General features: G+C 68.0%; 27 protein-coding genes. 4 read left to right on the plus strand and 23 right to left on the minus strand.

Annotated features, from left to right (window positions below):
• Positions 1-984 (plus strand): DNA-directed RNA polymerase subunit alpha, encoded by a 984-nt coding sequence (locus VFR64_02080; protein ID HET9488533.1) that lies wholly within the window; start codon positions 1-3, stop codon positions 982-984.
• Positions 981-1,454, plus strand: coding sequence for a 50S ribosomal protein L17 (gene rplQ, locus VFR64_02085; GenBank protein ID HET9488534.1), 474 nt, complete (start codon positions 981-983; stop codon positions 1,452-1,454). Before VFR64_02080 ends, rplQ begins: the two co-directional genes overlap by 4 nt.
• Position 1,455: 1 nt before the next feature.
• Here the strand turns inward: rplQ and VFR64_02090 are convergent, their stop codons facing one another.
• From VFR64_02090 to trxA, 7 genes are all read right to left on the minus strand, one after another.
• On the minus strand, positions 1,456-2,130 hold the full coding sequence (locus VFR64_02090) for a dienelactone hydrolase family protein (protein HET9488535.1): 675 nt from the start codon (positions 2,128-2,130) through the stop codon (positions 1,456-1,458).
• A 35-nt stretch (positions 2,131-2,165) separates the two neighbouring features.
• Positions 2,166-3,416: a hemolysin family protein gene (locus tag VFR64_02095; GenBank protein ID HET9488536.1), complete on the minus strand. Its 1,251-nt coding sequence runs from the start codon at positions 3,414-3,416 to the stop codon at positions 2,166-2,168.
• A complete protein-coding gene (locus VFR64_02100) occupies positions 3,413-4,687 on the minus strand; it encodes a hemolysin family protein (GenBank protein ID HET9488537.1) in 1,275 nt (424 codons plus the stop codon). Before VFR64_02100 ends, VFR64_02095 begins: the two co-directional genes overlap by 4 nt.
• On the minus strand, positions 4,680-5,750 hold the full coding sequence (gene thiL, locus VFR64_02105) for a thiamine-phosphate kinase (protein HET9488538.1): 1,071 nt from the start codon (positions 5,748-5,750) through the stop codon (positions 4,680-4,682). Before thiL ends, VFR64_02100 begins: the two co-directional genes overlap by 8 nt.
• The gene (locus tag VFR64_02110) at positions 5,747-6,313 is read right to left on the minus strand and encodes an aminodeoxychorismate/anthranilate synthase component II (protein HET9488539.1); all 567 of its coding nucleotides are present in this window, start codon (positions 6,311-6,313) and stop codon (positions 5,747-5,749) included. The genes thiL and VFR64_02110 overlap by 4 nt, the downstream gene beginning before the upstream one ends.
• Positions 6,310-7,767, minus strand: coding sequence for an anthranilate synthase component I (gene trpE / locus VFR64_02115; protein HET9488540.1), 1,458 nt, complete (start codon positions 7,765-7,767; stop codon positions 6,310-6,312). The genes VFR64_02110 and trpE overlap by 4 nt, the downstream gene beginning before the upstream one ends.
• Positions 7,768-7,867: 100 nt before the next feature.
• Positions 7,868-8,197, minus strand: coding sequence for a thioredoxin (gene trxA / locus VFR64_02120; GenBank protein HET9488541.1), 330 nt, complete (start codon positions 8,195-8,197; stop codon positions 7,868-7,870).
• Between the two features lie 150 nt (positions 8,198-8,347).
• Between trxA and VFR64_02125 the strand changes: the two genes are divergently transcribed.
• Positions 8,348-9,682: a sigma-54 dependent transcriptional regulator gene (locus VFR64_02125; protein ID HET9488542.1), complete on the plus strand. Its 1,335-nt coding sequence runs from the start codon at positions 8,348-8,350 to the stop codon at positions 9,680-9,682.
• An 8-nt stretch (positions 9,683-9,690) separates the two neighbouring features.
• Here VFR64_02125 and VFR64_02130 read toward each other — a convergent pair whose 3' ends face one another.
• The 16 genes from VFR64_02130 to VFR64_02205 all read right to left on the minus strand — a co-directional run bounded on the left by VFR64_02130 (position 9,691) and on the right by VFR64_02205 (position 25,239).
• Entirely contained in the window at positions 9,691-11,295 is a 1,605-nt protein-coding gene (locus VFR64_02130; GenBank protein HET9488543.1) for a hydantoinase B/oxoprolinase family protein, read from the minus strand.
• Positions 11,292-13,376, minus strand: coding sequence for a hydantoinase/oxoprolinase family protein (locus VFR64_02135; protein HET9488544.1), 2,085 nt, complete (start codon positions 13,374-13,376; stop codon positions 11,292-11,294). The genes VFR64_02130 and VFR64_02135 overlap by 4 nt, the downstream gene beginning before the upstream one ends.
• Positions 13,377-13,393: 17 nt before the next feature.
• The gene (locus tag VFR64_02140) at positions 13,394-14,563 is read right to left on the minus strand and encodes an FAD-binding oxidoreductase (protein HET9488545.1); all 1,170 of its coding nucleotides are present in this window, start codon (positions 14,561-14,563) and stop codon (positions 13,394-13,396) included.
• A complete protein-coding gene (locus VFR64_02145) occupies positions 14,560-15,063 on the minus strand; it encodes an MOSC domain-containing protein (protein ID HET9488546.1) in 504 nt (167 codons plus the stop codon). Before VFR64_02145 ends, VFR64_02140 begins: the two co-directional genes overlap by 4 nt.
• Positions 15,060-15,536 (minus strand): MaoC/PaaZ C-terminal domain-containing protein, encoded by a 477-nt coding sequence (locus VFR64_02150; GenBank protein ID HET9488547.1) that lies wholly within the window; start codon positions 15,534-15,536, stop codon positions 15,060-15,062. Before VFR64_02150 ends, VFR64_02145 begins: the two co-directional genes overlap by 4 nt.
• Before the next feature lie 20 nt (positions 15,537-15,556).
• The gene (locus tag VFR64_02155; GenBank protein ID HET9488548.1) at positions 15,557-16,258 is read right to left on the minus strand and encodes an ABC transporter ATP-binding protein; all 702 of its coding nucleotides are present in this window, start codon (positions 16,256-16,258) and stop codon (positions 15,557-15,559) included.
• Positions 16,245-17,042 carry an ABC transporter ATP-binding protein gene (locus VFR64_02160; GenBank protein ID HET9488549.1) on the minus strand — a complete coding sequence of 266 codons (798 nt, stop codon included), beginning with the start codon at positions 17,040-17,042 and terminating at the stop codon, positions 16,245-16,247. Before VFR64_02160 ends, VFR64_02155 begins: the two co-directional genes overlap by 14 nt.
• Positions 17,039-18,274, minus strand: a complete 1,236-nt coding sequence (locus VFR64_02165; protein HET9488550.1) for a branched-chain amino acid ABC transporter permease — start codon at positions 18,272-18,274, stop codon at positions 17,039-17,041. Before VFR64_02165 ends, VFR64_02160 begins: the two co-directional genes overlap by 4 nt.
• Positions 18,271-19,242 carry a branched-chain amino acid ABC transporter permease gene (locus VFR64_02170; GenBank protein HET9488551.1) on the minus strand — a complete coding sequence of 324 codons (972 nt, stop codon included), beginning with the start codon at positions 19,240-19,242 and terminating at the stop codon, positions 18,271-18,273. Before VFR64_02170 ends, VFR64_02165 begins: the two co-directional genes overlap by 4 nt.
• A 95-nt stretch (positions 19,243-19,337) precedes the next feature.
• Complete coding sequence (locus VFR64_02175; GenBank protein HET9488552.1) at positions 19,338-20,534, minus strand: branched-chain amino acid ABC transporter substrate-binding protein; 1,197 nt, start codon at positions 20,532-20,534, stop codon at positions 19,338-19,340.
• 63 nt (positions 20,535-20,597) lie between these two features.
• Positions 20,598-21,245: a thiamine phosphate synthase gene (gene thiE, locus VFR64_02180; protein HET9488553.1), complete on the minus strand. Its 648-nt coding sequence runs from the start codon at positions 21,243-21,245 to the stop codon at positions 20,598-20,600.
• Position 21,246: 1 nt separating this feature from the next.
• Positions 21,247-22,584 carry an acetyl-CoA carboxylase biotin carboxylase subunit gene (gene accC, locus VFR64_02185; protein ID HET9488554.1) on the minus strand — a complete coding sequence of 446 codons (1,338 nt, stop codon included), beginning with the start codon at positions 22,582-22,584 and terminating at the stop codon, positions 21,247-21,249.
• Between the two features lie 179 nt (positions 22,585-22,763).
• On the minus strand, positions 22,764-23,237 hold the full coding sequence (accB, locus tag VFR64_02190; protein HET9488555.1) for an acetyl-CoA carboxylase biotin carboxyl carrier protein: 474 nt from the start codon (positions 23,235-23,237) through the stop codon (positions 22,764-22,766).
• Positions 23,237-23,806, minus strand: a complete 570-nt coding sequence (efp, locus tag VFR64_02195) for an elongation factor P (GenBank protein HET9488556.1) — start codon at positions 23,804-23,806, stop codon at positions 23,237-23,239. The genes accB and efp overlap by 1 nt, the downstream gene beginning before the upstream one ends.
• A 3-nt stretch (positions 23,807-23,809) precedes the next feature.
• Positions 23,810-24,433 (minus strand): tetratricopeptide repeat protein, encoded by a 624-nt coding sequence (locus tag VFR64_02200; GenBank protein ID HET9488557.1) that lies wholly within the window; start codon positions 24,431-24,433, stop codon positions 23,810-23,812.
• A 155-nt stretch (positions 24,434-24,588) separates the two neighbouring features.
• A complete protein-coding gene (locus VFR64_02205; GenBank protein ID HET9488558.1) occupies positions 24,589-25,239 on the minus strand; it encodes a tyrosine-type recombinase/integrase in 651 nt (216 codons plus the stop codon).
• A gap of 377 nt (positions 25,240-25,616) precedes the next feature.
• On the opposite strand from VFR64_02205, the gene VFR64_02210 reads away from it, so the two are divergent.
• Positions 25,617-26,159: IS21 family transposase (locus VFR64_02210; protein ID HET9488559.1), on the plus strand; the 543-nt coding region annotated here is incomplete at its 3' end.

Here is a 26,159-nt window from a genome sequence, read left to right on the forward strand (position 1 = left end):
ATGCCACGCATTCCGTTTCAGAAGCCGCGAAAGGTCGACTGGGAGATCTTGAGCGAGCGGTACGGCCGGCTGGTGTCCGAGCCCTTCGAGAAGGGGTATGCCCTCACGGTGGGCAACGCGCTGCGCCGGACGCTACTCGCCATCGTCCCCGGGGCGGCCGTCACCTGGATCAAGATCGAGGGAGTGAAGGGCCCCGAGGCCAAGATTCCCGGAGTCGTGGAAGGCACCGCCGATGTGCTCATGAACTTCAAGAAGCTGGCGATCCAGGTTCCCGCCGGCGAGCCGCAGGTGCTCAGCCTGGAGTTCACCGGCCCCAAGACCGTCACCGGCGCCGACGTTCCGGAAACCGACCTCGAAGTCGTGAATCCCGAGGTCCATCTGTTCACGCTGGAGGGCGGAGCCCGGCTGAGCCTGGAGATCGGCATCGGCGTGGGCCGCGGTTACGAGGCGGCCGATCGGAAGACGTCGCCGCCGCCGCCCGGAGCTTTGATCCTGGACGCGGCCTACTCGCCCATCACCCGGGTCTCCTACAGCGTCGAGATGTCCCGGTTGGGAAAGATCACCGACTACGAGAAACTCGCGCTGGAGATCTGGACGAATGGTGCGGTCAGTCCGGACGATGCGCTGGAGCGGGCGGCGAGCTTCCTCCGTGGCCACTTCAGCCCCTTGACCGTCCGTACCGGTGAAGAGGAAACGGAAGCGGAGGGCGGCTCCGGCGAGGAGTATCTGCGGGAGGCGTTGTCCAAGACCCTCGAGGAGCTCCCGCTCCCGGCGCGGGCGGTGAACGCGCTGAAGAACGCGGAGATCCACCTGGTGGCCGACCTCGCCCAGAAGACCGAGACCGACCTCGAGCAGGTCAAGAACCTCGGAGAGAAATCGATCGACGAGATCAAGAGCGCACTGGCCGGGCTGGGGTTGTCGCTGGGGATGCGCATCGATCCGGGGATCCTGGGCGCGCTGGGGCGGGGAGGCCTGGTTCGATGAGACATCGCGCCCACCGATACCGGCTCGGCCGGGAGTCGGCGCACCGCTTGGCTATGGTGCGCAACCTCCTGGTCGCCTTGTTCCGTCACGAACGGATCACCACGACCGAAACCAAAGCCAAGGCGGTCCGGCCTCTGGCCGACCGCATCGTCACCCTGGCCAAGCAGGAGAGCCTGCACGCCCGACGCCAGGCGCTGGCCATGGTTCCCGACGCCCAGGTGGTCGCCCGGCTCTTCGATACGATCGCCGCTCGCTTCTCCGACCGTCACGGCGGCTACACGCGAATCATCAAGAACGGCGTCCGTCGGGGTGACGCGGCGCCGCTGGTATTCCTGGAGCTGGTCGATCGGGCGGACACCGGCGCCGACAAAGACAAGGACAAGGCTGACCGGAAAGCGAAACCCGCCCGGGGGCGGGCCCAGGCGGGCCGTCGAGGGAAGAAGAAGGAAAAGGCCGCCGCCTCGTCCTAGCTCACTTCACGTGCCGGCGAAAGAACGCCAGCGTGCGTCGCCAGGCGTCCTCCGCCGCCGCCTTGTTGTAGGCATCGGGTCGCTCGTCGTTGAAGAATGCGTGGCCTACGTTCGGATAGATGTGGATTTCCGATTGCTTGCCGGCCTTCTTGATCGCCGCGTCGACGTCTCTGGCCGCCTGCGGCGTCACGAACTGATCGGTCTCGGCGAACAGGCCGAGCACCGGTCCGGACAGCTTCGAGTAATCCGGCTTGACATTGGGATGGATGCCGTAGAAATCGACGCAGGCCCCGACGGCCGGGTTCAGGGTGGCCGCGAACAGGGCGAGCTGCCCGCCCATGCAGAAGCCCACGACCCCGACGGTCCTGGTCGACGAATGCTGGAGCAGGGTCGTGGTGGCAGCGCGCAGATCCTTCTCGGCCTGCCCGATGTTGAGCGCCATGAACAGCTTGCCGGCCTCGTCGGGCTCGGACGCCGTCTTGCCGTGGTAGAGGTCGGGCGCCAGGGCGGTGAAACCCTCGCCGGCGAACCGGTCGCACACGCTCTTGATGTGGCCGACCAGCCCCCACCATTCCTGCAGGACGAGAACGCCCGGACCTTTACCGGCCGCGGGGGTGGCCAGATACCCAGACGTCATGGTGCCGTTCGACGGAAACTCCACCATCTTGCCAGCCATGAACTCGCCTCCTTGACGTTGGGACGGACGCCCGTCTAGCCGGGTGCGGTCGGCGGTGGGCCCGTGAAGGCGATCTTGACCGCGGTGACCCGGCGCGTGTCCGCCTCGAGGATGGTGATGGCGTAACCGGCAACCTGGATCTGCTCGCCCCGCCGGGGGATTCGGCCCAGGGTGGCCAGGACCAGTCCGGCCACGGTCTCGCAGTCCTTTTTCGGGACTTCCCAGTCCAGCGCTTCGTTCAACTCGTCGATGTTGATCCGGGCCGCCACCCAGTAGCTGCCGTCGGGGAGCCGCTCGATGGGCGCCGCCGGGCGGTCGTGCTCGTCCTGGATCTCGCCGACGATCTCCTCGAGGATGTCTTCGAGGGTGACGATGCCAGTACTGCCTCCGTACTCGTCGACCACGATAGCCATGTGCACCCGGCCTCGCTGCATTTCCCGGAGCAGGTCGTCGATCCGCTTGGTTTCCGGCACATAGTACGGCTGGCGTATCAGCTCGTCCAGCGTCTTGGCCGAGGCGCCCCGCCGCAAGAGGTCCATGGCCGCCACCACCCCGACGATGTTCGTCTCCCGCTGGCTGTACACCGGTACACGGGAAAAACCGCGCTGCTGGATCACCGCGACGGCGTCGCGCGGCGTCGCGGTGACGGGAAGCATCACGACCTCGACCAGCGGCACCATGATCTCCCGGACGGTCGTGTCGCCGAGGTCGAAGATCTTGTCGATCATCGCGGCCTCTTGCGTGGTGACGTCGGCCTCGCCCGGCTCCATACTCAGCAGCGCTTTGAGCTCCTCGCGCGACACGAAGTGTCGCGTGTCCGGCCGGCCGGCTCCCATGAGGCGAAGGAGCCAGCCGACGATGGTGTGGGCGAACACCACGAAAGGAGCGAGCAGCACCGAGGACCAGCTGAGAAGCCGATACAGCTTGAGCACCAGCGGTGTCGCCCATTCCCGGGCGACGGCTTTGGGAATGACCTCGCCGAACACCAGCATGATGGGCGTCAGCACCGCGGTGACGACGAGGGGCGCCAGGCTGCCCAGCTGCGGCAACAACGCAAACGTCGCCGCCGAAGCCGCCACCACATGGGCGATGGTGACACCCATCATGGCGGTAGCCAGCGTCCGGGCCGGGTTCCGGAACGCCTCCAGGTACGCGGCGGCGCCGGCGTGGCCCTCCTCGGCCAGATGGCGCAGCCGCACGCGGTTGGCGGCGATGAAGGCCATCTCCGCCGCCGAGAAGAAGATGGTGGCGATCAAACAGATCACCGGGATCCAGAGCAGGCTCATGCTGCGGCCTCGCCTTCGTGCGGACTGCCCAGCGTCAGCAGCACCTCCACGACCCGGGTACGCTCGACCTTCTCGACGGTGAGGGTGAGCTCGGCGGTCTGCAGACGCTCGGCCTTGCGGGGGACCCGTCCGAACAGATCGAGCACCCAGCCGCCGACGGTGTCATACGCCTGGTTGGAGATCGCCAACCCGGTCACGGCGTTCAGCTCCTCGATCGGCAGCTTTCCGGACACCCGATAGGTGGTGGCGTCCAGTCGCTGGATCAGCCGCTCGGGCTCATCGAACTCGTCGGCGATCTCGCCGACCAGCTCTTCCAGCAGATCTTCCAGCGCGACGAGCCCGGCGGTCCCCCCGTACTCGTCCACCACGATGGCCAGGTGGATCTTCTTGGCCTGCAGCTCCTGGAGCAGCGCGTCGGCCCGCTTGGTTTCCGGCACGAAATACGGAGGGTGGAGGTGGCCCCGAAGGTCGAAGTCGGCGGGAAGGCCCTCGGCGTCGGGCAGCAAATCCTTCGTGTAGAGGATGCCCACCACGACGTCGATGGAGCCCTCGAATACTGGCACCCGAGAATGGAGATTCTCCCGCAGCGCCGGGAGGATCTCGTCCACCGGTGTCTCGACGTCCAGGCAGAACATGTCGGTCCGGGGCACCATGATCGAGCGCACCAGCGTGTCTTCGAGCTCGAAGACCTTGTGGATCATCTCCCGCTCGCCCCGCTCGACCACGCCTTCGCTGGCGCCGACGTCGACGAGCGTGCGCAGCTCGTCTTCGTTGATCTCGGGTCCGGCCTCCCGGTCCCGGCCGATGAGGCGCAGGGTGAGGGTGCTCAACCCGGCCAGTCCCACCCGAACCGGTATCAGGACCCGCTCCAGCCAGGCCACCGGCCGACCGGCGAAGGCGAGAAAGCGCTCGGGATACTTGACGGCGATCGTCATGGGCAGGACCTCACCGAACGTGGTGAGGAGGAGCACCATGGCCAGGATTTCGGCGACGAGCCCCCAGCCCGGGCCGAACGCGGCCTCGGCGAGCGTCGCGGCGAGAGCCGCGGCCCCGATGTTGATCACGGTGATCCCGACCAGCAGGGTGACCAGCAAGTCGTGGGGGCGGTCGATGAGGGGCGCCCGGCTGACGTCGTGTGTCTCCGACGCAGCCAGCCGGCGAAGCCGGGCCCGACCGAGCGAAAAGTACGCCGCCTCGGCGCCGGTGAGAAGCCCCGAGCCGGCGATCAGCAGAGCCAGGAGCAGGAGCTTGAGTACGATGCCGTCACCCACGGCGACGCCCCGTCACGAAGTGCTCGAATCCGCCCGCGGCCGGCCGCGCGCGTCCCCGGGTATCGACGAAGGCGACCCGCTCGCCGGCCACGATCTCTCCGATGGGGGTCAATTGCGTGCCCGAGGCGGCCTGCAGCCCTTCGGCCAGCCGGGGGAGCGCGTCGGCCGTGCAGGTGAGGAGGAGCTCGTAGTCCTCGCCGCCGCCGGTAGCCCAGGCGACCGGGTCGGCGCCGAGGGCCCTGGCCACGGTCCGTGTGTCGCTGTCGATGGGCAGGCGGTCAATCTCCACTCGGGCCCCCACCCCGCTCTCCTCCACGATGTGGCCGAGATCCGTGGCCAGGCCGTCCGAGAGGTCGATCATGGCCGTCACGCCGGCGGCGCTGCCCAGCCACCGGCCTTCCCCTACGCGAGGCCGGGGTCGGAGGTGCGCGGCCGTCAGTCGGGCCAGCACGTCGGCAGGGACACCAGCCGGCGCCTTGGCCCGCTCGAGCACGGCCAGGCCGGCCGCGGCTCGCCCCAGCGGGCCGGTCACCGCCACCACATCGCCCGGTCGGGCTCCGCCGCGGAGCCTCGGGGCCTGGGCCGCCTCACCGAGAACGGTCACGGTGACGAACCAGCCCGCCGGGGAGGCCGAGGTGTCCCCGCCCACGATGGCCACCCCGTGCTCCGCTCCGAGCGCCAGAGCCCCCGTATAGAAGGCCTCGACCTCCTCCATCGCCGTCTGCGCAGGACAGGCCAGCGCGACGAGGACCCAGCGGGAGTGGGCGCCCATCGCCGCGATATCCGAGAGGTTCACCGCCAGCGACTTCCAGCCGATATCGGCGGGTTCCGTGTAGCGCCGCCGGAAGTGGACGTCCTCGATCAAGAGGTCCGTGGTGGCGACGAGCCGTGCGCCCGGGGTCGGGACGAGCACTGCACAATCGTCCCCGATGCCCGTCTCGACGCCATCGCCCCGGCCGGCCAGACGGCGCACGGCCCGGATCAGGGCACCCTCGGTGAGACGGCCGTCCCGCGGCGCCGCTCGGGCGCGGCGGGGGCCCGACCTGGAGGCCTGCCGCCTCATCGCTGCCCGAGAAAGTTCCCAAGCAGCCGCTTGCCCTCCGTCGTGAGGATCGACTCTGGATGGAACTGGACGCCTTCGATCGGGTGGTGCCGGTGCCGTACTCCCATGATCTCGCCGTCATCCGTCCAGGCCGTGATCTCCAGGTCAGGCGGCACGGTGTCCCTGATGATGGCGAGCGAATGGTACCGGGTGGCCTCGAAGGGGGACGGCAGCCCCTGAAAGACGCCCTGCCCGCCATGGTGGATCGCCGATGTCTTGCCGTGCATCAAGCGGTGGGCCCGGGCGACGGTCGCCCCGAACGCCCGGCCGATCGCCTGGTGTCCCAGGCAGACGCCCAGCACAGGCGTCGTGGCTCCGAGTCGGCGGACTACCTCGATCGACACCCCGGCCTGGTCGGGGGTGCCTGGCCCCGGAGAGATCACGATGCCGTCCGGCTGCAGCGCCGCGATGGCATCGACGTCCTGCTCGTCGTTGCGGATGACCTTGAGGGTGGCTCCGAGCTCGCCGAGATACTGGACCAGATTCCAGGTGAACGAGTCGTAGTTGTCGATGACGAGGATCATGAGCGCGTAGGGGCGGCCATGCGCAGCGCGAGCACGAGCCCCCGGGCCTTCGAGCACGTCTCCAGCCACTCGGTCTTGGGATCCGAATCGGCGACGATGCCCGCCCCGACCTGGACCGAAGCGCGGTTGCCGTGACACACGATCGTCCGAATCGTGATGCAGGAATCGAGGTTGCCCGAATAGGAGATATAGCCCACCGCGCCGCCGTACGGGCCACGCCCGGCCGGCTCCAGCCCGGCGATGATCTCCATGGCCCGGATCTTGGGGGCGCCGGTCAGCGTGCCGGCGGGAAAGCAGGCCTGCAGGACATCGAGCGCGTCGGCGCCCGGGCGGAGCTGGCCGACTACGTGGCTGACCAGGTGCATGACGTGGGAGTAGCGCTCGATGGCCATGAACTCCGTCACCTTCACCGAGCCCAGCACGGACACCCGCCCCACGTCATTGCGGCCCAGGTCGACGAGCATGACGTGCTCGGCGCGCTCCTTGGGGTCGGCCAGCAGGCTCTCGGCGATCGAGCGATCCTGGGTGTCCGTGGCCCCCCGGGGGCTGGTGCCCGCGATCGGACGCACCTCGACGCGGTCGCCCTCGAGACGCACCAGGACCTCGGGCGAAGATCCGACGACCGTCGCGTTGCCGAGCCGGAGATAGAACAGATACGGCGACGGGTTGATGGTCCTCAGCGCGCGATAGATCGTGAAGGGGTCCGCCGGCAGCGGGCAGTCCAGTCGCCGCGACAGGACGATCTGGTACGCGTCGCCGGCCGCGATGTACTCCTTGGCCTTCCGGACGGCGTCGGTGAAACCGTCCTCGTCCATCGTGGAGGTGAAGCCCTCCTCACCCAGGGCCACCAGGGGGCCGGCCGGCGCCAGGTTGAGCGGGGCGGGCGGCCGCGCCGGCCGACCCAGCTTCGCGAGCGTCATCCCGATCCGCACGGCGGCCCGGTCGTAGGCCTGATCGATCGACGCGTCGTCGCGCTGCTCGACGTGGGCGTTGGCGATGACCAGCAGCCGGTGGCGAAGGTTGTCGAACACCAACAGCGTGTCGGTGAACATGAAGACCGTGTCGGGCAGGCCGAGATCGTCGTGGGCGGCGGCGGGCAGTCTCTCCATGTGGCGGACCATGTCGTAGGCCAGGTAACCGACAGCGCCGCCCTGAAAGCGCGGCAATCCCGGCACCGTCACCGGCTGAAAACCTCCGAGGAGGCGGCGCAGTGTGTCCAGGGGGTTGCCGTCCGGCAGCCTCTCCACGGCTCGCGACCCGGCCCGGCGCAGGGTGATCCGCCCGTTCTTGGCGGTCAGGATCATGAGGGGATCCGTCCCCAGAAACGAATAGCGCGCCCACTTCTCCCCGCCTTCTACCGACTCGAGCAGGAACGAGTAGGGGCCGGGCCGGAGCCTCAGGTAGGCGGACAGCGGGGTGTCGAGGTCCGCCGGCAGCTCCGCGAAGACGGGCACGAGGTTGCCCCGACCCGCGAGCGCCCGGAACTCGTCACGGGCTGGATAGAGCGACGGGACGACTATGCCGCCGGTACTAATACCTGGAGTGCCTCGAGGCTCAGGCCTGCGCGTCCAGCTTCTTCTGCAGCTGGGCCTTCGGCACGGCGCCGATCACCTGATCCACGACCTTGCTATCCTTGACGAGCAGGATCGTAGGGATCGACCGAATACCGTACCGGGCTGCGAGCCCCGGGTTCTCGTCGACATTCACCTTCGCCAGCGTGATTCGCCCTCGCGAATCACGCGCGAGCTCTTCCAGCACGGGCGCGATCGCGCGACACGGGCCGCACCACTCCGCCCAGAAGTCCACCATGAGCAGGCCAGACGCCGCCGCCAGGGTCTCGTCGAAGTTCTGCTCCGTGAGGTGGACGGTCGTAGAATCGGTCATCCGTGGCTCCTCAATAAAAAGTCAACGCTCACGCTAACATACCGGCATCCGCGGCGCAAGGGCCGCACGCCAGCGTCCCCTTCAGGAATACTGTCACTTTGGCACATCGTCCATGCTACAGTCGCTTAAATGCTTGGTCAGTCGGCGCGAGTGCTTGTCGTTGACGACGAAAAATCGATCTTGATGCTCCTCGAGGAAGCACTCTCCCAGTGGGGTTACCAGGTCACCGCAGCCAGCACCGCCGCCGAGGCTCTGGCCGCCCTCCGCACGCAGGTCTTCGAGGCCGCCCTGACCGACGTGCGGATGCCCGACATGAGCGGCATCGACCTGCTCCGAGAGCTCAAGAAGCGGGACGAGTCGATGGAAGTCGTCATCATGACCGGCTATCCGACGATCGCCTCCGCCGTCGAGGCGCTCAAGGAAGGCGCGTACGACTACCTGTCCAAGCCCCTCATCCTCGACGAGCTTCGCCACCTGATGCAGCGGCTCATGGAGCGGCGTTTCCTCCGGGGTGAGGTCCAGACGCTGCGGATGCGCTTGGGCGAGGAGCTCACCGTCAGCGAGCTGATCGGCAGCTCTCCCGCCATGCAGCGGGTGAAGGACGTCATCGGAAAGGTTGCCGTGACCGACTCGCCGGTCCTGGTGGAAGGGGAAAGCGGGACCGGCAAGGAACTGGTGGCCGCCGCGATTCACCGTCTGTCGGCCCGAGCCAAAGGGCCGTTCATCCCCGTGAACTGCTCGGCCATCCCACGCGACCTGCTGGAGTCCGAGTTCTTCGGCCATGTCCGGGGTGCGTTCTCGGGCGCGGTGTCCGACGCTCTGGGACTCTTCCGGGGCGCCAACGAAGGCACCATCTTCCTGGACGAGATCGCCGAACTGCCCCCCGAGCTCCAGGTGAAGCTGCTGCGCGTCCTCCAGGAGATGCAGGTGCGCCCGGTGGGCTCCACCAAGGCCTTTCCGGTCGACGTGCGCGTGATCGCGGCGACCAACCGGAACCTCGAGCAGGCCATGAAGGCCGGGGCGTTTCGCCAGGACCTCTTCTACCGCCTGAACGTCATCCGGATCACCCTGGCGCCGTTGCGGGACCGGCGCGAAGACATGCCGGCTCTGGTGAACCACTTCATCCGTCGGTTCAACAAGCGCTTCCGGCGCGACGTCCGCGGTATCACGCCTGACGCGCTGGCCGCCCTGGCCTCCTACGACTTCCCCGGCAACGTAAGGGAGCTCGAGAACCTGATCGAGCGGGCGTACGCCATGGGCACCCGCGAGCACGTCACCCTGGCCGATCTCCCCAGCCTGTCGGCTCGCTCCACCCTGACCCCGGCCGTCGACACCAAGAACGTCCCCACGCTGGCCGAGGTGGAGAAGGAGCTCATCTTGCGAGCGCTGGCCGTCCACAACAACGACAAGGAGGAGGCAGCCCGGGCGCTCGGGATCTCGCGCCGAACGATCTACCGGCGGCTCAAGGAGTACGGCAAGATCTGACGGCGCGGTCAGTAGCCCTCGAGGCGGTCGCGGGCGACGAGGTCGGGATCCCGCTCCGCGGGATGGCCATAGCCGCCTCCGCCTGGCAGCCTCACCTCGACCAGTCCGCCGGGGCCGACCAGGTGCTCCTGCTTGGGGTTGCCCGGACGGGCGCCGTCGATCAGCACCTCGCCCAGGGCGCCTGGCCCCCCGCCGAGAAAGCCGCGAGCGGGGACCCGGGTGCGGTCACCGAGGACAGAGCACGTGAAGGGCTCGCGGCTCCTGACCCGGAAGGCGATCGTCTGGCCGAGGCCCCCCCGGAACCTACCAGCGCCGCCGGAGCCGGCCCGCAGCTCTTTGCGCTCGACGATCAGAGGCGTCGTGGATTCCAGGATTTCCACGGGCGTGCCGAGGACCCCCGAGGGAAAGGCGGTGGCGTTCAGCCCATCCTTCACCGCGCGGGCGCCGGTGCCACCCGAGCAGAAGAACACGTGAGTGAAGGGACGGCTCTGCAGATCCCGGCCGGCGACCTGGATACCCCAGATGTTGGCAGACCCTTCGGCCATGACCCGGTCGGGGACCGCCTGGCCGAGCGCCCCCGCGATGACGTGAGGCAGAAAATGGCCGATGACGTGGCGGGCCGCTACCGCCACCGGCGGTTGGGCATTGAGGATGCAGTCCACGGGGGCGCTGATCCGAAGAGGCCGGAAGGCGCCCTCGTTGTTGGGGACATCCGGGCTGACGATGACCTTGACCCCGTACGTGGTGTAGGCCTCGGTGTAGTTCATCGTGACGTTGATGCCCCGGCGGCTTGCCGGCGACGAGCCGGCGAAGTCGATTCCGAGCTCGCCACCGCGGACCTCGCAGCAGACGCGGATCGTGATGGGCTCGTCGAAGCCATCGGAGACGATGGCGTGCTCGTAGCGTCCGGGCCGCAGGCGCCGGATCGCCTCGCGCATGGCCTGCTCGGTGCGGCTGATGATCTCGTCGGCCAGGGGTTCCAGCCGATCCAGGCCGAACTCGACCATGAACTCCAGCAGCCGTTCGGCGCCCACCGCGCCGCCCGCGATCTGCGCGTGAAAGTCTCCCAGCACCATGTCCGGCACGCGCACGTTGGCCCGGACCATGGCGAGCAGCGTCTGGTTGGGCTGGCCCGCCTCGTACAGCTTGAGGATGGGGATGAACAGGCCTTCCTCGTAGACCTCGCGCGACTCGGCCGACAGGACATGGCCGCCGATGTCCGCCGTGTGGCAGGTCGAGGCGAAGAACCCAACGCACTCCGTGTCGCGAAACACTGGGGTGCAGATCGTAACGTCATTGAGGTGACCGGACGTCTTCCACGGATCGTTGGTGATCAGCACGTCCCCGGGCCGCAGCGTGGGGAGCGGGCAGGCGGCCAGGACGTGCTTCATGGCCAGGGCCATGGAGTTGATGTGCCCAGGCGTGCCCGTCACGGCCTGGGCCACCATGTTGCCGCGGCGGTCGAAGACCCCGGCCGAAAGATCGCCGGCCTCGCGGACGATCGAGGTGAAGGAGGTTCGCTGGAGCGCGGTGGCTTGCTCGTTCACCACCCCCACGAGGCGGTTCCAACAGATCTCCAGGGTGACGGGATCGAACCGTGCCGGAACCGTCAATCCAGCTCCACCACGATGGTCAGGTCCTCATCCACCCGACAGCGAGCACCCGGTCCGATGACCGCCGTCGACTCACGCTCCTCGAGAATCGCCGGGCCAGCGAACGAGATGCCTGGCCCCAGCCGGTAGCGGTCGTAGACGGGAGTCGGGATGAAGCCCCGGGCCTCGGAGAAGTACGCCGACCGGGTGGTCTTGAGCGCTGGGGCCACCGTGGCGGCCGTCCCCCCGGCCGCCGCGCCGAGGCGCAGCGCGGGGCGTGGCCCCGAGAGCGTCACGCGCCAGTTGAGGACCTCGATCGGCACGCCTTGGGGCAGCCGATGGTAGAGCGCGCGGTAGGCCGCCTCGAAGGCCGCAGTGATGAGGGACAGACTGGCTGCTGACAATTCTCCCGCTGGCACCGCGGCTTCGACCTCGTGACCCTGGCCGAGGTAACGCATCTCCGCCAGCCGGGTCACCTGCACGTCGGCCGCGGCCACGCCGGCGCGCGCCAGTAGGGCCCGACCCTGAGCTTCTATGTCGGCGTAGAGCGCGTTGACAAAGGACCAGTCGGCGGCATCCAGCCGCAGGCGTCGGGTTCGAACGAAGTCGAAGGCCAGCGGCGCGGCCAGCAGCCCATAGGCCGACATGGCGCCCGCCCCGAAGGGCAGCAGGATCCGGGGAAGCTTCAGGATGCGGGCGACCTGCCAGCAGTGCCCGGGGCCGGCCCCCCCGAATGCGAAGAGCGGGTACTGGCGCAGGTCCTTGCCACGCTCGATGCCGTGGATGCGCGCGGCCGCTGCCATGTTCTCGTTGACGACGCGGTGGATACCCCAGGCCGCCTGCACGATATCGATCCCCAGAGGCCGGGCGATGTGGTCGACGATGGCCCGCTCGGCGGCTTCGCGTGAGAGCGGCATGCGGCCCCCCAGGAAGAATTCGGCCTCCAGATAGCCGAGCAGGAGATCGGCGTCGGTCACTGTCGGCAGGCGCCCGCCCAGGTTGTAGCAGGCAGGGCCCGGATCGGCTCCCGCGCTGTCGGGGCCGATCTTCAGGAGACCCATGTGGTCCACCCGAGCGATCGAGCCGCCGCCGGCTCCGATCTCGATCATCTCGATGACGGGCACACGGATGGGAAGGCCCGAGCCCTTTTTGAACCGATCGGCCCGAGCCACCTCGAACTCCCGCGCCACCAGCGGGAGGCCCCCATCGATGACGCAGGCCTTGGCGGTGGTGCCGCCCATATCGAACGATAGCAAGCGTGGCTCGCGGCGCTCGCGCGCAGCCTGGGCTGCGGCCAGCGCGCCGGCGGCGGGGCCCGACTCGACGAGGCGGATGGGCAGTCGCCTGGCGTCGGCCGGCAGGGCGATGCCGCCCGACGACTGCATGATGTAGAGCTGGCCGGGGATCCCGCGCTCGGCCAGCCGGCGCTCCAGGTCTTCGAGGTAGCGGGCCATAAGCGGCATCACGTACACGTTGGCCGTGGTCGTGGAGGCGCGCTCGTACTCTCGGATCTCGGGCACCACATCGGCCGAGCACGCCACTGGCAGGCCCGGAGCGACCTGCTCGACCAGCGTCGCCAGGCGACGCTCGTGAGCAGGGTTGACGTAAGAGTGCAGCAGACAGATGGCCAGGGCTTCGATGCCGCCGCTCACCAGATCCTGGACGACGCGCCGGGCCACGGACTCGTCGAGCTCCTGCTGGGCCGATCCGTCGGCGAGCAGGCGTTCCGGGATCTCGCGGCGGAGATGGCGAGGGACGAGCGGGGGCGGCGGATCGATGAGGAGATCGTACATGTCGTAGCGCCCCTCGTGCCGGATCTCCAGCACGTCCCGGAAGCCTGCCGTCGTCAGCAGGCCCGTGCGGGCGCCCTTGCGTTCGATGAGCGCGTTGGTCGCCAGCGTGGTGCCGTGGATGACGTCGCGAACATCGCCGGCGTGCAGGCGGGCTTCCTGGAGCAGGCCGCGAATCCCTTCCTCCACGCCGTGGGCGGGATCTTTGGGCGTGGTCAGAACCTTGCCGACGGTCAGGGTTCCGGACATCTCGTCGACGACGACGAGATCCGTGAACGTGCCGCCGATGTCCACACCGAGGCGTGCCGTCACGACGGCAGTCTACACCGTCACGGCAGGTAGGATGACACGAAGCTGCCGGATGGGACGACCGCGAAGCGATCGAATCGAAACGGGACTGCGTTGACGGGCGGCGATGCCCCGGTGATGAGGGCGGCCATCATCTCGCCGATGGCCGGGGCCAGCTTGAACCCGTGGCCGCTCAGGCCGGCCGCGATCCACAGACCGGCCAGCGGCGACTGGTCCAGGATCGGCATCCAGTCCGGCGTGATGTCGAAGGCCCCCACGTACCCCCGGCGGTAGCGAGCCTCGGCCAGGCGTGGCATCGCGCGGCTGCTACGCTCCAGCGCTTCCGTCGCCTCGGCGAATCCCGCTTCGCTTCCCAGGAGCTCCGGATCCACCGGGTGCTGGCGTTCGTCGTCGGTGAGGGAGCCGGTCAACGTGAGAGCGCCGGTCTCCGGGCGGACGTAGGCGCCGCCCCCGAGGTCGAGGAAGACGCGATGGGGCGGGCCGAACCCGGGGTCGCGCTCCACGATGAACACGGGATGGCGGCCGATGACGATGGGCAACGTGATCCCGGCTAGCGCCGCCACACGTGGCGACCACAACCCCGCGGCATTCACCACCACCGGAGCCGTGACGACGTCCCCTCCGGCCGTCGCCACCCCCGTCACGCGATCCGCGTGCGTCAGTATTCTGGTCACCTCGTGGCCTTGCTCCACGGCCACGCCCAGCCGACGGGCCGCAGCCGCGTAGGCCAGCGTCACCGCGGAGGGATCGGCGTAGCCGGAATCGGGCTCGTAGACGACGCCGGTCAGGCACGCAGGATCGACGCGGGGCTCGACGCGCGCGGCATCGGCGGGGCTGAGGAGCTCGGCCCGCACCCCGAGCGGTCGCTGGAGCGCGAGAACCCGTTCCAGCCGAGGGCGCATGCTGGATCCCACGGCGATGAGCGCCCCGCAGCCGACGTAACCCGCCTCGCCGCCGACCAATTCGTCGAAGCGGCGGTAGACGTCCAGGGACCGAAGGACCATGTGCGTCATCTCGGCGGTCGGGTAGAGCTGGCGAATGATGCCCACCGACCGGCCCGTCCCCCCGGACGCCAGAAACCGGCGTTCGAGCACGACGACGTCGCGCACGCCGGCCCGGGCCAGATGAAACGCGATGGAGGCTCCGGTGACGCCGCCACCGACGATGACGACGTCGGCGGTCGCCCTCACCGGCCTCCCGGGCGAAGGGCGGCCGCCTCGGCCGCGCTCAGTACCAGGACGGCGTCGTCCTGACGGACGGTTCCCTCCCGCAGGACGCTGGCGTAGACACGGCTCCAGCCGGGGTGATGCTTCTGGGAGACCCGCGCGTAGTCCCCGCCGGCGAAGGCGAGGCGGATGTTGGCACACGGGCTGGTATAGCGAGTGACCTGGAGGATCACCTCCTGGCCGATCCTCAGGGTGGTGCCGGGCGTGATGGCCCTCCAGTCCAGACCCTGGACGGTGAGGTTCTCGCCCAGGCTCCCTGGCCGGATGGGATGGCCCTCCCGCTGAAGCGCGTCGATGGCCTCCAGGGCGTAGAGACAGACAGCCCGCTCGGGGCCGCCGTGGTGCTCCGCGTCACGGTGGCCATCCCCGACCAGTCCTTCGCGCGTGACACGGACCGCCGCCGTGGGCAGCTTCGGGACTCCTCCCGCCGAAATGTTGATCTGCACGACTCGACTGACGCTCACCGATGAACCTCCGTGCCGGGGCCGGCGTCGCGGCGGATCATTCGCTGGACCCGGCTCTCCAGGACGACTTCGCCGCGCTGGTTCAGGACGCGGTGCTGGTAGGTGACGATCCCCCGATCCGGCTTCTTGGTGTCTCGCTTGTCGACGACCTCGATTTCGACGTGGATGGTGTCGCCCTGGAGCACGGGCGCCACCAGCCGTATCTCGCCTCCCAGCCAGGCCATGCCGGTGCCATGGATGAGGCCCGTTTGCATGACGAGGCCCTCGGACAGGGCGAAGGTCAGCGCGCCCGGGGCGACACGGCGGCCGAATACCGACTCCCGGGCAACATACTCCATGTCCATGAAGAGCGGCTCGCTGAAGCCGCAGAGGTTCACGAAGTTCACGATGTCCGTCTCGGACACGGTGCGGGCCAGCGTTCGATACACCGCCCCCACGGTGGTCTGTTCCCAGGTCAGCCCCTGTCCGAGCATGGTCCGCCTCCCGTTCTCGATCAGTCGCCGAGATAGGCTCGGCGCACGGCCGGGTCCTCGACCAGGGCATCCGCCGTCCCGGTCAGGGCGATGGTCCCCGTTTCGAGGACGTAGCCGCGGTGGGCCACGCCGAGCGCCATCGCCGCGTTCTGTTCCACGAGCAGGATCGTGATGCCTTGGCGGTTGATGTCGGCGATCGTGGCGAAGATCTGTTCGACGAGCACGGGGGCCAACCCCATGCTGGGCTCGTCCAGCAACAGCAGGCGCGGGTTCGCCATCAGGGCGCGGCCGATGGCCAGCATCTGCTGCTCACCTCCCGACAGGGTGCCGGCCACCTGGCTCAAGCGCTCGTGCAGACGCGGAAACAGGGCGAACACCCGATCCAGGTCGTGCAGGACACCGCCGTCGCGCCGCAGGTAGGCGCCCATCATGAGGTTCTCGCGGACGGTCAGCCGGTTGAAGATCCGGCGGCCCTCGGGCACATGAGCGATGCCGTGCAACACCACGTCGTGGGCGGGCATCCCGACGAGGGACTGGTCGTCGAGGGCGATGCGGCCGCGACGGGGCGCCAGCAGCCCCGAGATGGTCTTGAGGGTCGTGGTCTTCCCCGCGCCGTTGTTGCCGAGCAGGGCGACGATCTCGCCGCGGGCGACCTCCAGCGACACGCCTTTGAGCGCGTGGATCTCCCCGTAGAAGACGTGCAGGTCGTCAACGCTCAGCACGGGTCGTTCGGGTACGGGCCCAGGAACCGCGGCCCAGGTAGGCCTCGATCACCCGGGGATCGGCCTGCACCTGCTGGGGCGGGCCCTCGGCGATCTTCTCGCCGTGGTCCAGCACCGTGACACGATCGGAGACCTCCATGACGATCCGCATGTTGTGCTCGATGAGCAGGATGGCCAGCCCGAGCTCGGTGACCAGCTGTCGGAGCAGGGCCATGAGGGCGGCGGCTTCGCCCTGCGTCATCCCCGCCGAAGGCTCGTCGAGGAGCAGCAGGGTGGGTTGGGAGGCCAGGGCCCGAGCGATTTCCAGGCGGCGCTGGTCGCCGTAGGGCAGGTTCCGGCTGATCTCGTTGGCGCCGGCCCGCAGGCCGACGCGCTCGAGGAGCGCGACCGCCGCCTCCCAGAGGCCGGTCTCCACGTGTCTGAACGTGCGACCTCGAACCAGGACGTCCCACAGGCGCAGGTCCACGCGGGCGTGCATGCCGACCAGCACGTTTTCGATGGCCGTCATGTTGGCGAACAGTCGGATGTTCTGAAACGTCCGGCAGATACCCAGCGCGGTGATCTGGTCGGGGCGGAGACCGACCAGCGGCCGGCCCCCGAATGCGATGGTGCCCTCGTCGGGAGTGTAGAGCCCGGTCAAGATGTTGAACAGGGTTGTCTTGCCGGCGCCGTTGGGGCCGATGATCGACGTGATCCCGGGCTCCAGCGCGAAGTCGACACGGTTCACAGCGGTCAGCCCACCGAAGCGTTTGCTGACACCGCGCGCTTCGAGCAGCGCGCTCATGTCGTAGTCGCCTCGGCGCGGCGCGTGCTCGGCGCGGCCGGCTCGGCCAGCTCGCGCTGCCGTCGCCGGGCGGGCAGGATCCCCTGGGGCCGGAAGATCATCATGAGGACCAGGATCATCCCGAAGATCATCCGCTCGTACTTGGCCGGCTCGAACTGGGTCGGCAGGTCGGCCAGGTTGTATCCCAGCACGGTGACCCCGGCGTTCTTGAGCTCGTTCAGCCAGAGCGACAGGCCTTTGAGCACTTGCAGATTGAGAACCGTCACCGCCGTGGCCCCCAGCACGGCGCCCGGGATCGATCCCATGCCGCCCAGGATGACCATGGCCAGCACGCCGATCGACTCGAGAAAGGTGAACGACTCGGGATTGATGAACACCTGCTTGGCCGAGAACATCACGCCCATGATCCCGGCAAAGGACGCGCCGCAGGCGAACGCCAGGAGCTTCATGCGGACCAGCGGCACTCCCATGGCCCGGGCCGCCAGCTCGTCTTCCCGGATCGCCTCCCACGCTCGCCCGACATGGGAGTCCTCGAGCCGGCGATTGACGAGGATGACTGCCCCCACGATCAACAGGACGAGGAAATAGAAGTACTCCCCGTAGGGCAATCCCCACAGGGTCGCGGGGCGCACGATGGGGGTGATCCCCTTGGGGCCGTTGGTGATATTGATGGGCTTGTCCAGGTTGTTGGCCAGGACCCGAATGACCTCTCCGAAGCCCAGGGTCACGATGGCCAGATAGTCACCATGCAGGCGCAGCACCGGCAGGCCGAGCAGGATGCCAGCCCCGGCTGCCACGACGAGCCCCACGAAAAGGAAGACATAGAACCACCCCGGGCTCAACGGGAATCCCCCGCCGAAGATCAGGTTGGCATGGGGGGAGCCGAAGATGGCCCACGTGTAGGCTCCCACGGCGAAGAATGCCACGTATCCGAGGTCGAGCAGACCGGCGAGCCCGACCACGATATTCAGCCCGAGCGCCAGGGCCACGAAGATCCCGACCTGCGTGGCGACCTCGAGATAGTACCCGTTGTAGGCCCCGATGAGCGGCATCAGGACGAGTAGGGCACTCCCCAGCAGCGCCGCGCGCAGCCAAGTGGGAATGCGCGCCAGATAGACGAAGAGCAGCGAGCCCTGGAAGAGCAGGAAGGCCAGCACCGAGCGGGGAAACACCGCGACGGCAAGGCTGGAGACGGCGACGGCGGCGACGGCGAGCACGGTGTGAAGGATCACGCCCGCTCCCGCACGACCTCGCCGAGGAGACCCTTGGGCCGGAAGATGAGGATGAGGATCAGGACGGAGAAGGCGAAAATGTCTTTGTACTCGGCGCCGAAGGCCCCATTGGTGAGCAGCGACAGGTAGGAGGCGGCGAAAGCCTCCAGCAAGCCCAGGACGAGCCCGCCCAGCATGGCGCCCGGGATGTTGCCGATACCGCCCAGCACCGCGGCGGTGAAAGCCTTGAGCCCGGGAATGAACCCCGTGTACGGATTGATGAGCCCGTATTGCACGCCGAACAGCACACCGGCGGCCCCGCCCATGGCTCCACCGATCAGAAACGTCAGGGAGACGATGCGATTGACGTTGATGCCCATCAGGCTGGCCGCGGCCTGATCTTCGGCCACCGCACGGATGGCGGTACCCACCCGCGTGCGGTTGACCACGGCGTGGAGGAGCCAGAGGATGCCCAGGGCGGCCGCGATGACCACCAGGGACTTCACCGAGATGTCGATCGTCGCCGTCAGGACGAAGCGATGGTTCAGGGCGTCGATGGTGGGGTAGACGAGGTTGAAGGCATTGCGCCAGAGGGACTCGATCAGCCGGATCAAGTCCTGCAGGAAGAACGAGATCCCGATGGCCGAGATGAGCGGGATCAAGCGTGGCGTGCCGCGCAGGGGCCGGTAGGCCACCCGCTCTACGGTCACCGCCACCAGCCCACTGGCGGCGATGCCGGCCATCAGGACCAGGATCAGCACTACCGGCCAGGGCAGCGCGTCGAGCAGGCCGGCGCTCTGCAGGCCGAGCATGATCTCGACGCCCACGAAGGCACCGATGATGAAGATCTCGGAGTGGGCGAAATTGATGAACTCCAGCACCCCGTAGACCATGGTGTAGCCCAACGCGATGAGGGCGTACATGAAGCCGAGGATGATGCCGTCGAGCAGGACCTGAGGCAGGATCCCGACGAGAAGCTCGAAGTCCATCGGTTAGGGGTCCCGGGCCGGTGGCCCGATCCCTTCAGCCATCGCGGTCGCAGAGGCGCGATCCGCCCACCCTGACGTCGTCTCGTTGATAGTCGCTACTTCTTCTTCAGCGACGGCGCAGCGATGGTCAGCCGCTTGACCTCCTTGTTCTCGCCCCACTTCTGGGGATCGTCACTGGCCACCTGGAGGACGAAGTACAGCGCGCTGCGGGGGTCCCCCTTGTCATCGAACTCCCACGTGCCGGTGATTCCCGAGTGCTTCACCTTGCGGACGGCGGTGGAGACGTCCTCGCGGCTGAGCTTCTTACCGCTCTTGCCGGCCATCTCCATGGCCTTCAGGGTGATGGTGGCGGCATCGTAGGCCTGGGCCGAGAACGGCTCGGGATTCTTGCCGAACTTCTTCCGGAATTCTTCGGCGAACGCCTTGGCCTTGGGATATTTGGTCACCGGCCCGGCCACCGAGGTGTAGTACATGCCCACCACGGCTTTCCCGCCGATCTTGGCCAGGTCCGAGGAGTCCAGCCCATCGGGCCCCATGAACTTCGCTTTCACGCCCTTCTCGCGGGCCTGCTTGAAGAAGGGCGCCGCCTGCTCGTAAATGCCGCCGAAGTAGATCAAGTCCGGATTCTTGGCTCGCAAGGGCGTGATGATGGGATCGAAGTTCGACTTTTCTTCCGTCCCCTCGAAACCGAGGACGGTGAGCCCCTTCTTCTTGGCGTCGTCACGGAAATACTCCGCGACGCCCTGCCCATAGGTGGTCTTGTCGTGGATGATGTAGACCGACTTGATCTTCAAGCTTGCCGCGAACTCCGACCCGACCACCCCCTGGACGTCGTCGCGACCGCACACCCGATAGATGTTGGGATATCCCCGGTCAGTGACCGTCGGATTGGTGTTGGCCGGCGATACCATGGCCAGGTTCACTTCCCGATAGACCTCGGACGAGGGAATGGCGACGCCGGAGTTCAGGTGTCCGACGACGGCGAGGATGTCCTTATCGGCGATGATGTTCCTGGCGTTGGCCACGCCCACATCGGGCTTGGCCTGGTCGTCGTAGGGCACGAGCTCGACCTTGTAGCCCAGCTTCTCGACGCCGGCCTTGAACTTCTCGACCGCGAGCTGAGCACCGAGCTTGATCCCCTCACCGAGGGCGGCCTGCCCGCCGCTCAGCGGACTCTGTGTGGCGATCTTGATGGTGCCCTTGCTTTGCGCCTGAAGGGGACCAGTCGCGGGGACCAGCGCCAGGCCGAGCACCAGCGACAGCAAGAGAACAGATCTGATCACATGCGTCATCGGACATCCCTCCTGCCTGCGGTAGGGCCGGACTCGCGCGCCATTATCGAGACTTGCGCGCCATTATAGCGAGCGGACATCCGGGGTCAAGGCGCGGGCGGCCCGGATCGCCTCGATGAAGCGCCGGGTGGCGTGCTCCGGATCGTCGGCGGCGCACACCGCGGAGATGACCGCGACGCCGGCGGCGCCCGCCTGGATGACCTCGCCCACGTTGTCATGCGTGATTCCGCCGATTCCGATGAGGGGTGCACGGATCTCGGTTCGGAGCTTTCGGATGAGATCGGGGCCGACGAGCTCGAAGTCGGGTTTGGTGGCCGTAGGGAACATCGCGCCCACTGCCACGTAGTCCGCGCCCGCAGCCTGAGCCGCCCGGGCCTGCTCCAGGCTGTGCGTGGACACGCCGAGCAGCATCCCTGGCCGCAACATCGGGCGGGCCAGGCGCGGCGGCAGGTCGTCCTGGCCGACATGCACCCCGTTGGCTCCCAGCGCCACGGCCAGGTCCACGCGGTCGTTCACGATGAAGGTGGCGCCGGCCTCGCGACAGCGCGCCAGCAACTGGCCGGCCAGCGCCAGGAGCCGTCCGGAGGGCCATTGCTTCTCGCGAAGCTGCACCATGCGGCAGCCACCGGCGATAGTCGCCTCGAGCAGGGTGACGAGATCGCGGCCGCGGGCCACGGTCCGGTCGAGGATGACGTAGAGGCTCGGATCCATTTCAGGAGTGCTGCCGGCGGCTATCGGCGCTGGTGAAACGGCCCTCCATGAAGGCGGGATCGGCGAGGACCTTCAGCTGGAAGGGGATCGACGTCTTCACACCCTCCACGCTCGTCTCGGCCAGCGCCCGCCGCATGCGCTCGACGGCCTCCTCCCGGTCCCGACCGTGGACGATGATCTTGGCGATGAGCGAATCGTAGAAGGGCGGCACCGCATAGGGCACCATGAGGTGACTATCCACGCGGACGCCGAAGCCACCGGGCGGGATCCAGGCCGTCACGCGCCCGGCGCTGGGGGCGAAGGTCTCGGGGTCCTCCGCGTTGATCCGGCACTCGATGGCGTGGCCATCGAACCTCACGTCCTCCTGACGATAGTCGAGAGCCTCACCGGCGGCGATCCGGATCTGCTCACGGATGAGGTCGATGCCGGTGACCATCTCCGTGACCGGATGCTCGACTTGAATCCGCGTGTTCATCTCGATGAAGTAGAAGTTCCCCTCAAGGTCCACCAGAAACTCGACGGTCCCCGCACTGACGTAGTTCACGGCGGAGGCGGCCAGCAATCCCGCCCGGTGGAGCCCGGCCCGGGTCCCGGGGCTCAGTCGGGGCGCCGGCGATTCCTCGATCAGTTTCTGGTGTCGCCGCTGCACGGTGCAGTCACGCTCCCCCAGGTGGACGCGGATGCCGTGCTGGTCACCCAGCACCTGCACCTCCACGTGCCGGGCTTCCTCGATGTACTTCTCGCTGTAGATATCGGAGGAGCCGAAGGCCGCCGCCGCTTCGGACTGACATGCCGCGAACGCCTGGGCCACGCTCTCGCGGTCGCGAACGATACGCATGCCGCGACCGCCCCCACCCGCCGCCGCCTTGAAGATGACCGGGTAGCCGATGTCGTCGGCCACCGCCTGAGCCTCGCCGGCGTCGCGGAGGGGCTGTTCGCTGCCCGGCACGACCGGCACCCCTGCCTGCTTGGCGATCTGGCGCGCCTGGGCCTTGTCGCCCATGAGCCGGATGGCCTCAGGTGACGGGCCGATGAACGTGATCCCGCAGGTCCGGCAGATGTCGGCGAAGCTGGGGTTCTCGGCGAGGAAGCCGTAGCCGGGATGGATGGCCTCGCTATCGGTGATGGCGGCCGCCGAGATGATCGAGGGGATGTTGAGGTAGCTGGAGCGCGGATCGTTGGGGCCGATGCAGATCGACTCGTCGGCGAGCCTCACCGGCAGGGACTGGGCATCGGCCGTGGAGTGGGCGACCACCGTACGGATGCCCAGCTCCCGGCAGGTCCGGATGATCCTCAAGGCGATCTCCCCACGGTTCGCGATGAGAATCTTGTGGAACATGGCTCTTAACAGGGCACGGGCACCCGGGCTGGCGCCACGCCCGTGCCCCGCCGGAAAGTCAGCCGGCCGCACTGACGGCGCCCGATCAGAGTCCCGACATCCGACGCCATGCCCGTGCCGCGCCGGAAGGCCAACTGGTTCAGCTCCCCAGGAGGCTGCGCCACTGTGGCCGCGGCACGTCAGCCCGCAGGGTCGATCAGGACGAGCGGCTGGCCGTACTCGACCGGCTGGCCGTTCTCGACCAGGATCTTGACGATGCGGCCACTGGCCTTCGACTCGATCTCGTTCATCAGCTTCATCGCTTCGATGATGCAGAGGATCTGCCCTTCCTTCACGATGTCGCCTTCGCGGACGTACGGTTCGGCGGTCGGTGACGATGCGCGATAGAAGGTGCCGACCATCGGCGCCTCGATGGTGGTGAGCTTGGCCGCGGCGACCGCGTCGACGACGGGGGCAGGCGCCACGGTCCCGGACGGGTCGGCTGGCGGAGCGGCCACGGGCGCCACCGCTCGGCCGCGCTGCAGCCGGACCCGCAGCTCGCCGATACTGGCTTCGATCTCGGTCAGGTCCAGCTCCTTCAACAGGAGCGCGAGCTGGCGAGCCAGTTCGGTGATGTCGGCCTGCCCGCGCGGCGCTGGTCCGCTGGACGGCATCAGCCGGCCGCCGCCACGCGACCCAGGTACACCCCGGTCCGCGTGTCAACCTTCACGACGTCGCCCTCGTTGAGAAAGAGCGGCACCTGAATGACGGCGCCCGTCTCCAGACGAGCGGGCTTGGAGCCACCCTGCGCAGTGTCGCCCCGCACGCCCGGTTCAGTCTCGACGATGGCCAGCTCGACAAAATTCGGCAGGTCGATGGCGACGGGTGCGCCGTCGATGTATAGCATCTCCACCTGCATGTTCTCCTTGAGGTAGTCGCGGACGTCGCCCACCTCGTCCTCTCCGAGCCCCACCTGCTCGTAGGATTCGAGATCCATGAAGTGATAGCGGTCGTCTCGGTACAGGAACTGCATCGTCTTTTCCTCGAAGTCGACCAGGTCGACCTTCTCGCCCGAACGGAAGGTGTTATCGATCACGTTGCCGCGTCGCATGTGCTTGAGCTTGGTGCGAACGAACGCCCCGCCCTTGCCCGGCTTGACGTGCTGGAAGTCGACGATCGCGTACGGCTCGCCATCGAAGACGATGCGAAGCCCCTTTTTGAACTCAGCCGTCGACACTTGCATAGCTCAACCTTTACGACGGAGGCGCATCCGGAGCGCCTGCTCCAGCCCCTGGCGCGCGTCGGAATTGTCCGGCTCGTGACGCAGCATGCGGCCGAAGACCTGGGCCGCTTCGTCGGCGAGGTTCTGCTCCAGGCAGGCCCGGCCGAAGGAGGCCGTCGCGAACGTATCGTCGGCCAGCACTCGGCCCAGGCCAGCCGCCTCGTTGGCGGCCGGTGGCGCTGCCCGCAACAGACCCAGGAGAGCCCGGGACTCGCGATCGCCGCCGTCCAGCCGCACGGCGGTCTCCAGATGCTGGACGGCGACGTCGAGTCGACCCTGCCGCCGATGAGTCTCCGCCGCTAACCGGTGACATTGGACGTCGTTCGGGCTGACGGCGAGAATCGCCGACAGCTCGGCGAGGGCCTCGTCGAGCTCGTCCTGACCGAGCAGGGCCTTGGCGAGGATCAGTCGCGCCGTCGTGTAGTGAGGATATCGTTCCAGTCCTTCCCGACACAGCCTGATGGCATCTTCCGTCCGGCCGACCTTCCGGTAGAGGTCGGCGAGCTGGGCGAACGCGAGCGAGCTGGGATCCCGCTGCAGCCGTTCCTCCTGCCGACGGATGGCGTTGGCGGTCGTCGCGTCATCCACCGGCATAGCTAATCTGTTATACGGACCGTCGGATTTCGTTGTCAAAACCATTTCGCCTCATGGCCTAGTCTAGCCTATAACCAACAAACCCGAGAGGTTAGGGTGAGGGGCCGGCCGGCCGGCCCCTCAAACACCCAGAGAACTCTCAGAGGTCGTCATCGCGAACGGCCCTCCGCCTGGGGGGCCGTCGGGGCGGTCGTCGGCAGGGTATCGACATACGCCTGGGTGCGGATGATGGTCGCCCGCAGATCCTCCTCATCGACGATCGAGTACCGCCGGAAGATCGCCGCGGTCTTGTGGCCCGTGACCGCCATGCAATCGCTCTCGGAGTTGCCCGCCCGGCGGAGGTTGCGCGCTGCGGTCCGCCGCAGATCGTGGAAGAGCCGTGCCCGGACCTTCTGCCGGGCGCCGCTGACGGGGTCAACGACCACGCTGAGGCCACGGGGATGGGCGGCCGCCTCGGCGTCACTGACGACGCTGTAGGCGCCCGCCTCGATGCAGGCGGTAGTCCACGCCTTGTGGAAGTGACCCAGGGCCTGGCCGTCGGCCCGGCAGAACACCGTCCCCGGATCGGGCAGGCCCTGGACCGTCCGTTTGGTCCGGGCCGCGGAGGCGCGATCAATGATCGCCGCGAGATCACCATAGAGGACCATCGTCCGCGCCTGCTTGTTCTTGGACTTGCGCCACGAGAGCCGCAGGGCCCGGCCCTCGACATCGACGTCCCCCCAGCGCAGCGAGCGGATCTCGCCGACCCGCCAGCCGGTCAGATAGCCCCAGCGCGCGGGGTCGTGGAGCTCAACCGGCAGTCAGCTTTGCGTATCCCTCCCCCACCGAGGGCATGCAGCGAGGCCGTCTGCGGAGTCGGCGCGTCAGCCCCCCGCGCCGAGGGATGGCCGGCCTGGCAACGTACTGGAACGTCGTCGATGTCATCGAGTTTGATCGCCACGCGGAGCCCTGGGTGCGGGTCGGCTACTACCGCCGGGCGCCGGGCGATCAATGGCCCCGATGGGCGTTGCGGGTTCCGGAAACTCTGACCCCTCCCTTTCCGGAAATGTTGGCCGGTCACCAGCCCTGAGCTCAGGCTCTTCCCGTGCGCGCCGCGGCCCGAAGCGGCGCCCGGAGAGGGGGAGGGGTGATCGCCGCCATGACTCGGCATGAGATCCAGATTTTGCGCGCAGTCGGAATGGCCCAGAGAGCGGTCGCGGCGAAGACGGAGACCTCGGTCCGCAGCGTCCGGCGCATCGAACGGGAAGCGCCCGTCACGACCGGGGACACCGCGGCGCTGATCGAAACCCGGAAGATCGGTCGGCCTTCGACGGCCGCGCCGTGGGCCAGCCAGGTCGAGGCCTGGCTGCGGGAGGATCACGCGGTGCCCGGCATCGAGATCGTGCGCCGGCTCCGGGAAGAGCATCGGTACCGGGGCGGCAAGAGTGCAGTCTACGAGCTGGTGCGCCGGCTCCGCCCCAGGCCGCTGGCACCCCTGGTCCGGTTCGAAGGCGTGCCCGGGGAGTTCAGCCAGCATGACTTCGGCCAGGTCGACGTCCGCTACCAGGACGGTCGCCTCGAACGCGTGCACTTCTTCGCCAGCCGGCTGAAGTGGAGCCGCATCGTGCACGTGGTGCTCGTCCCCGACGAGCGCGAGGAGACGCTCATCCGTGCCCTGCTCGCCGCTCTCGAGGCGTTCGGCGGCGTGCCGCTGGTGACCGTCTGGGACAATCCCAAGACG

Source organism: Candidatus Methylomirabilota bacterium, assembly GCA_035709005.1.
Lineage (GTDB): Bacteria > Methylomirabilota > Methylomirabilia > Rokubacteriales > CSP1-6 > 40CM-4-69-5.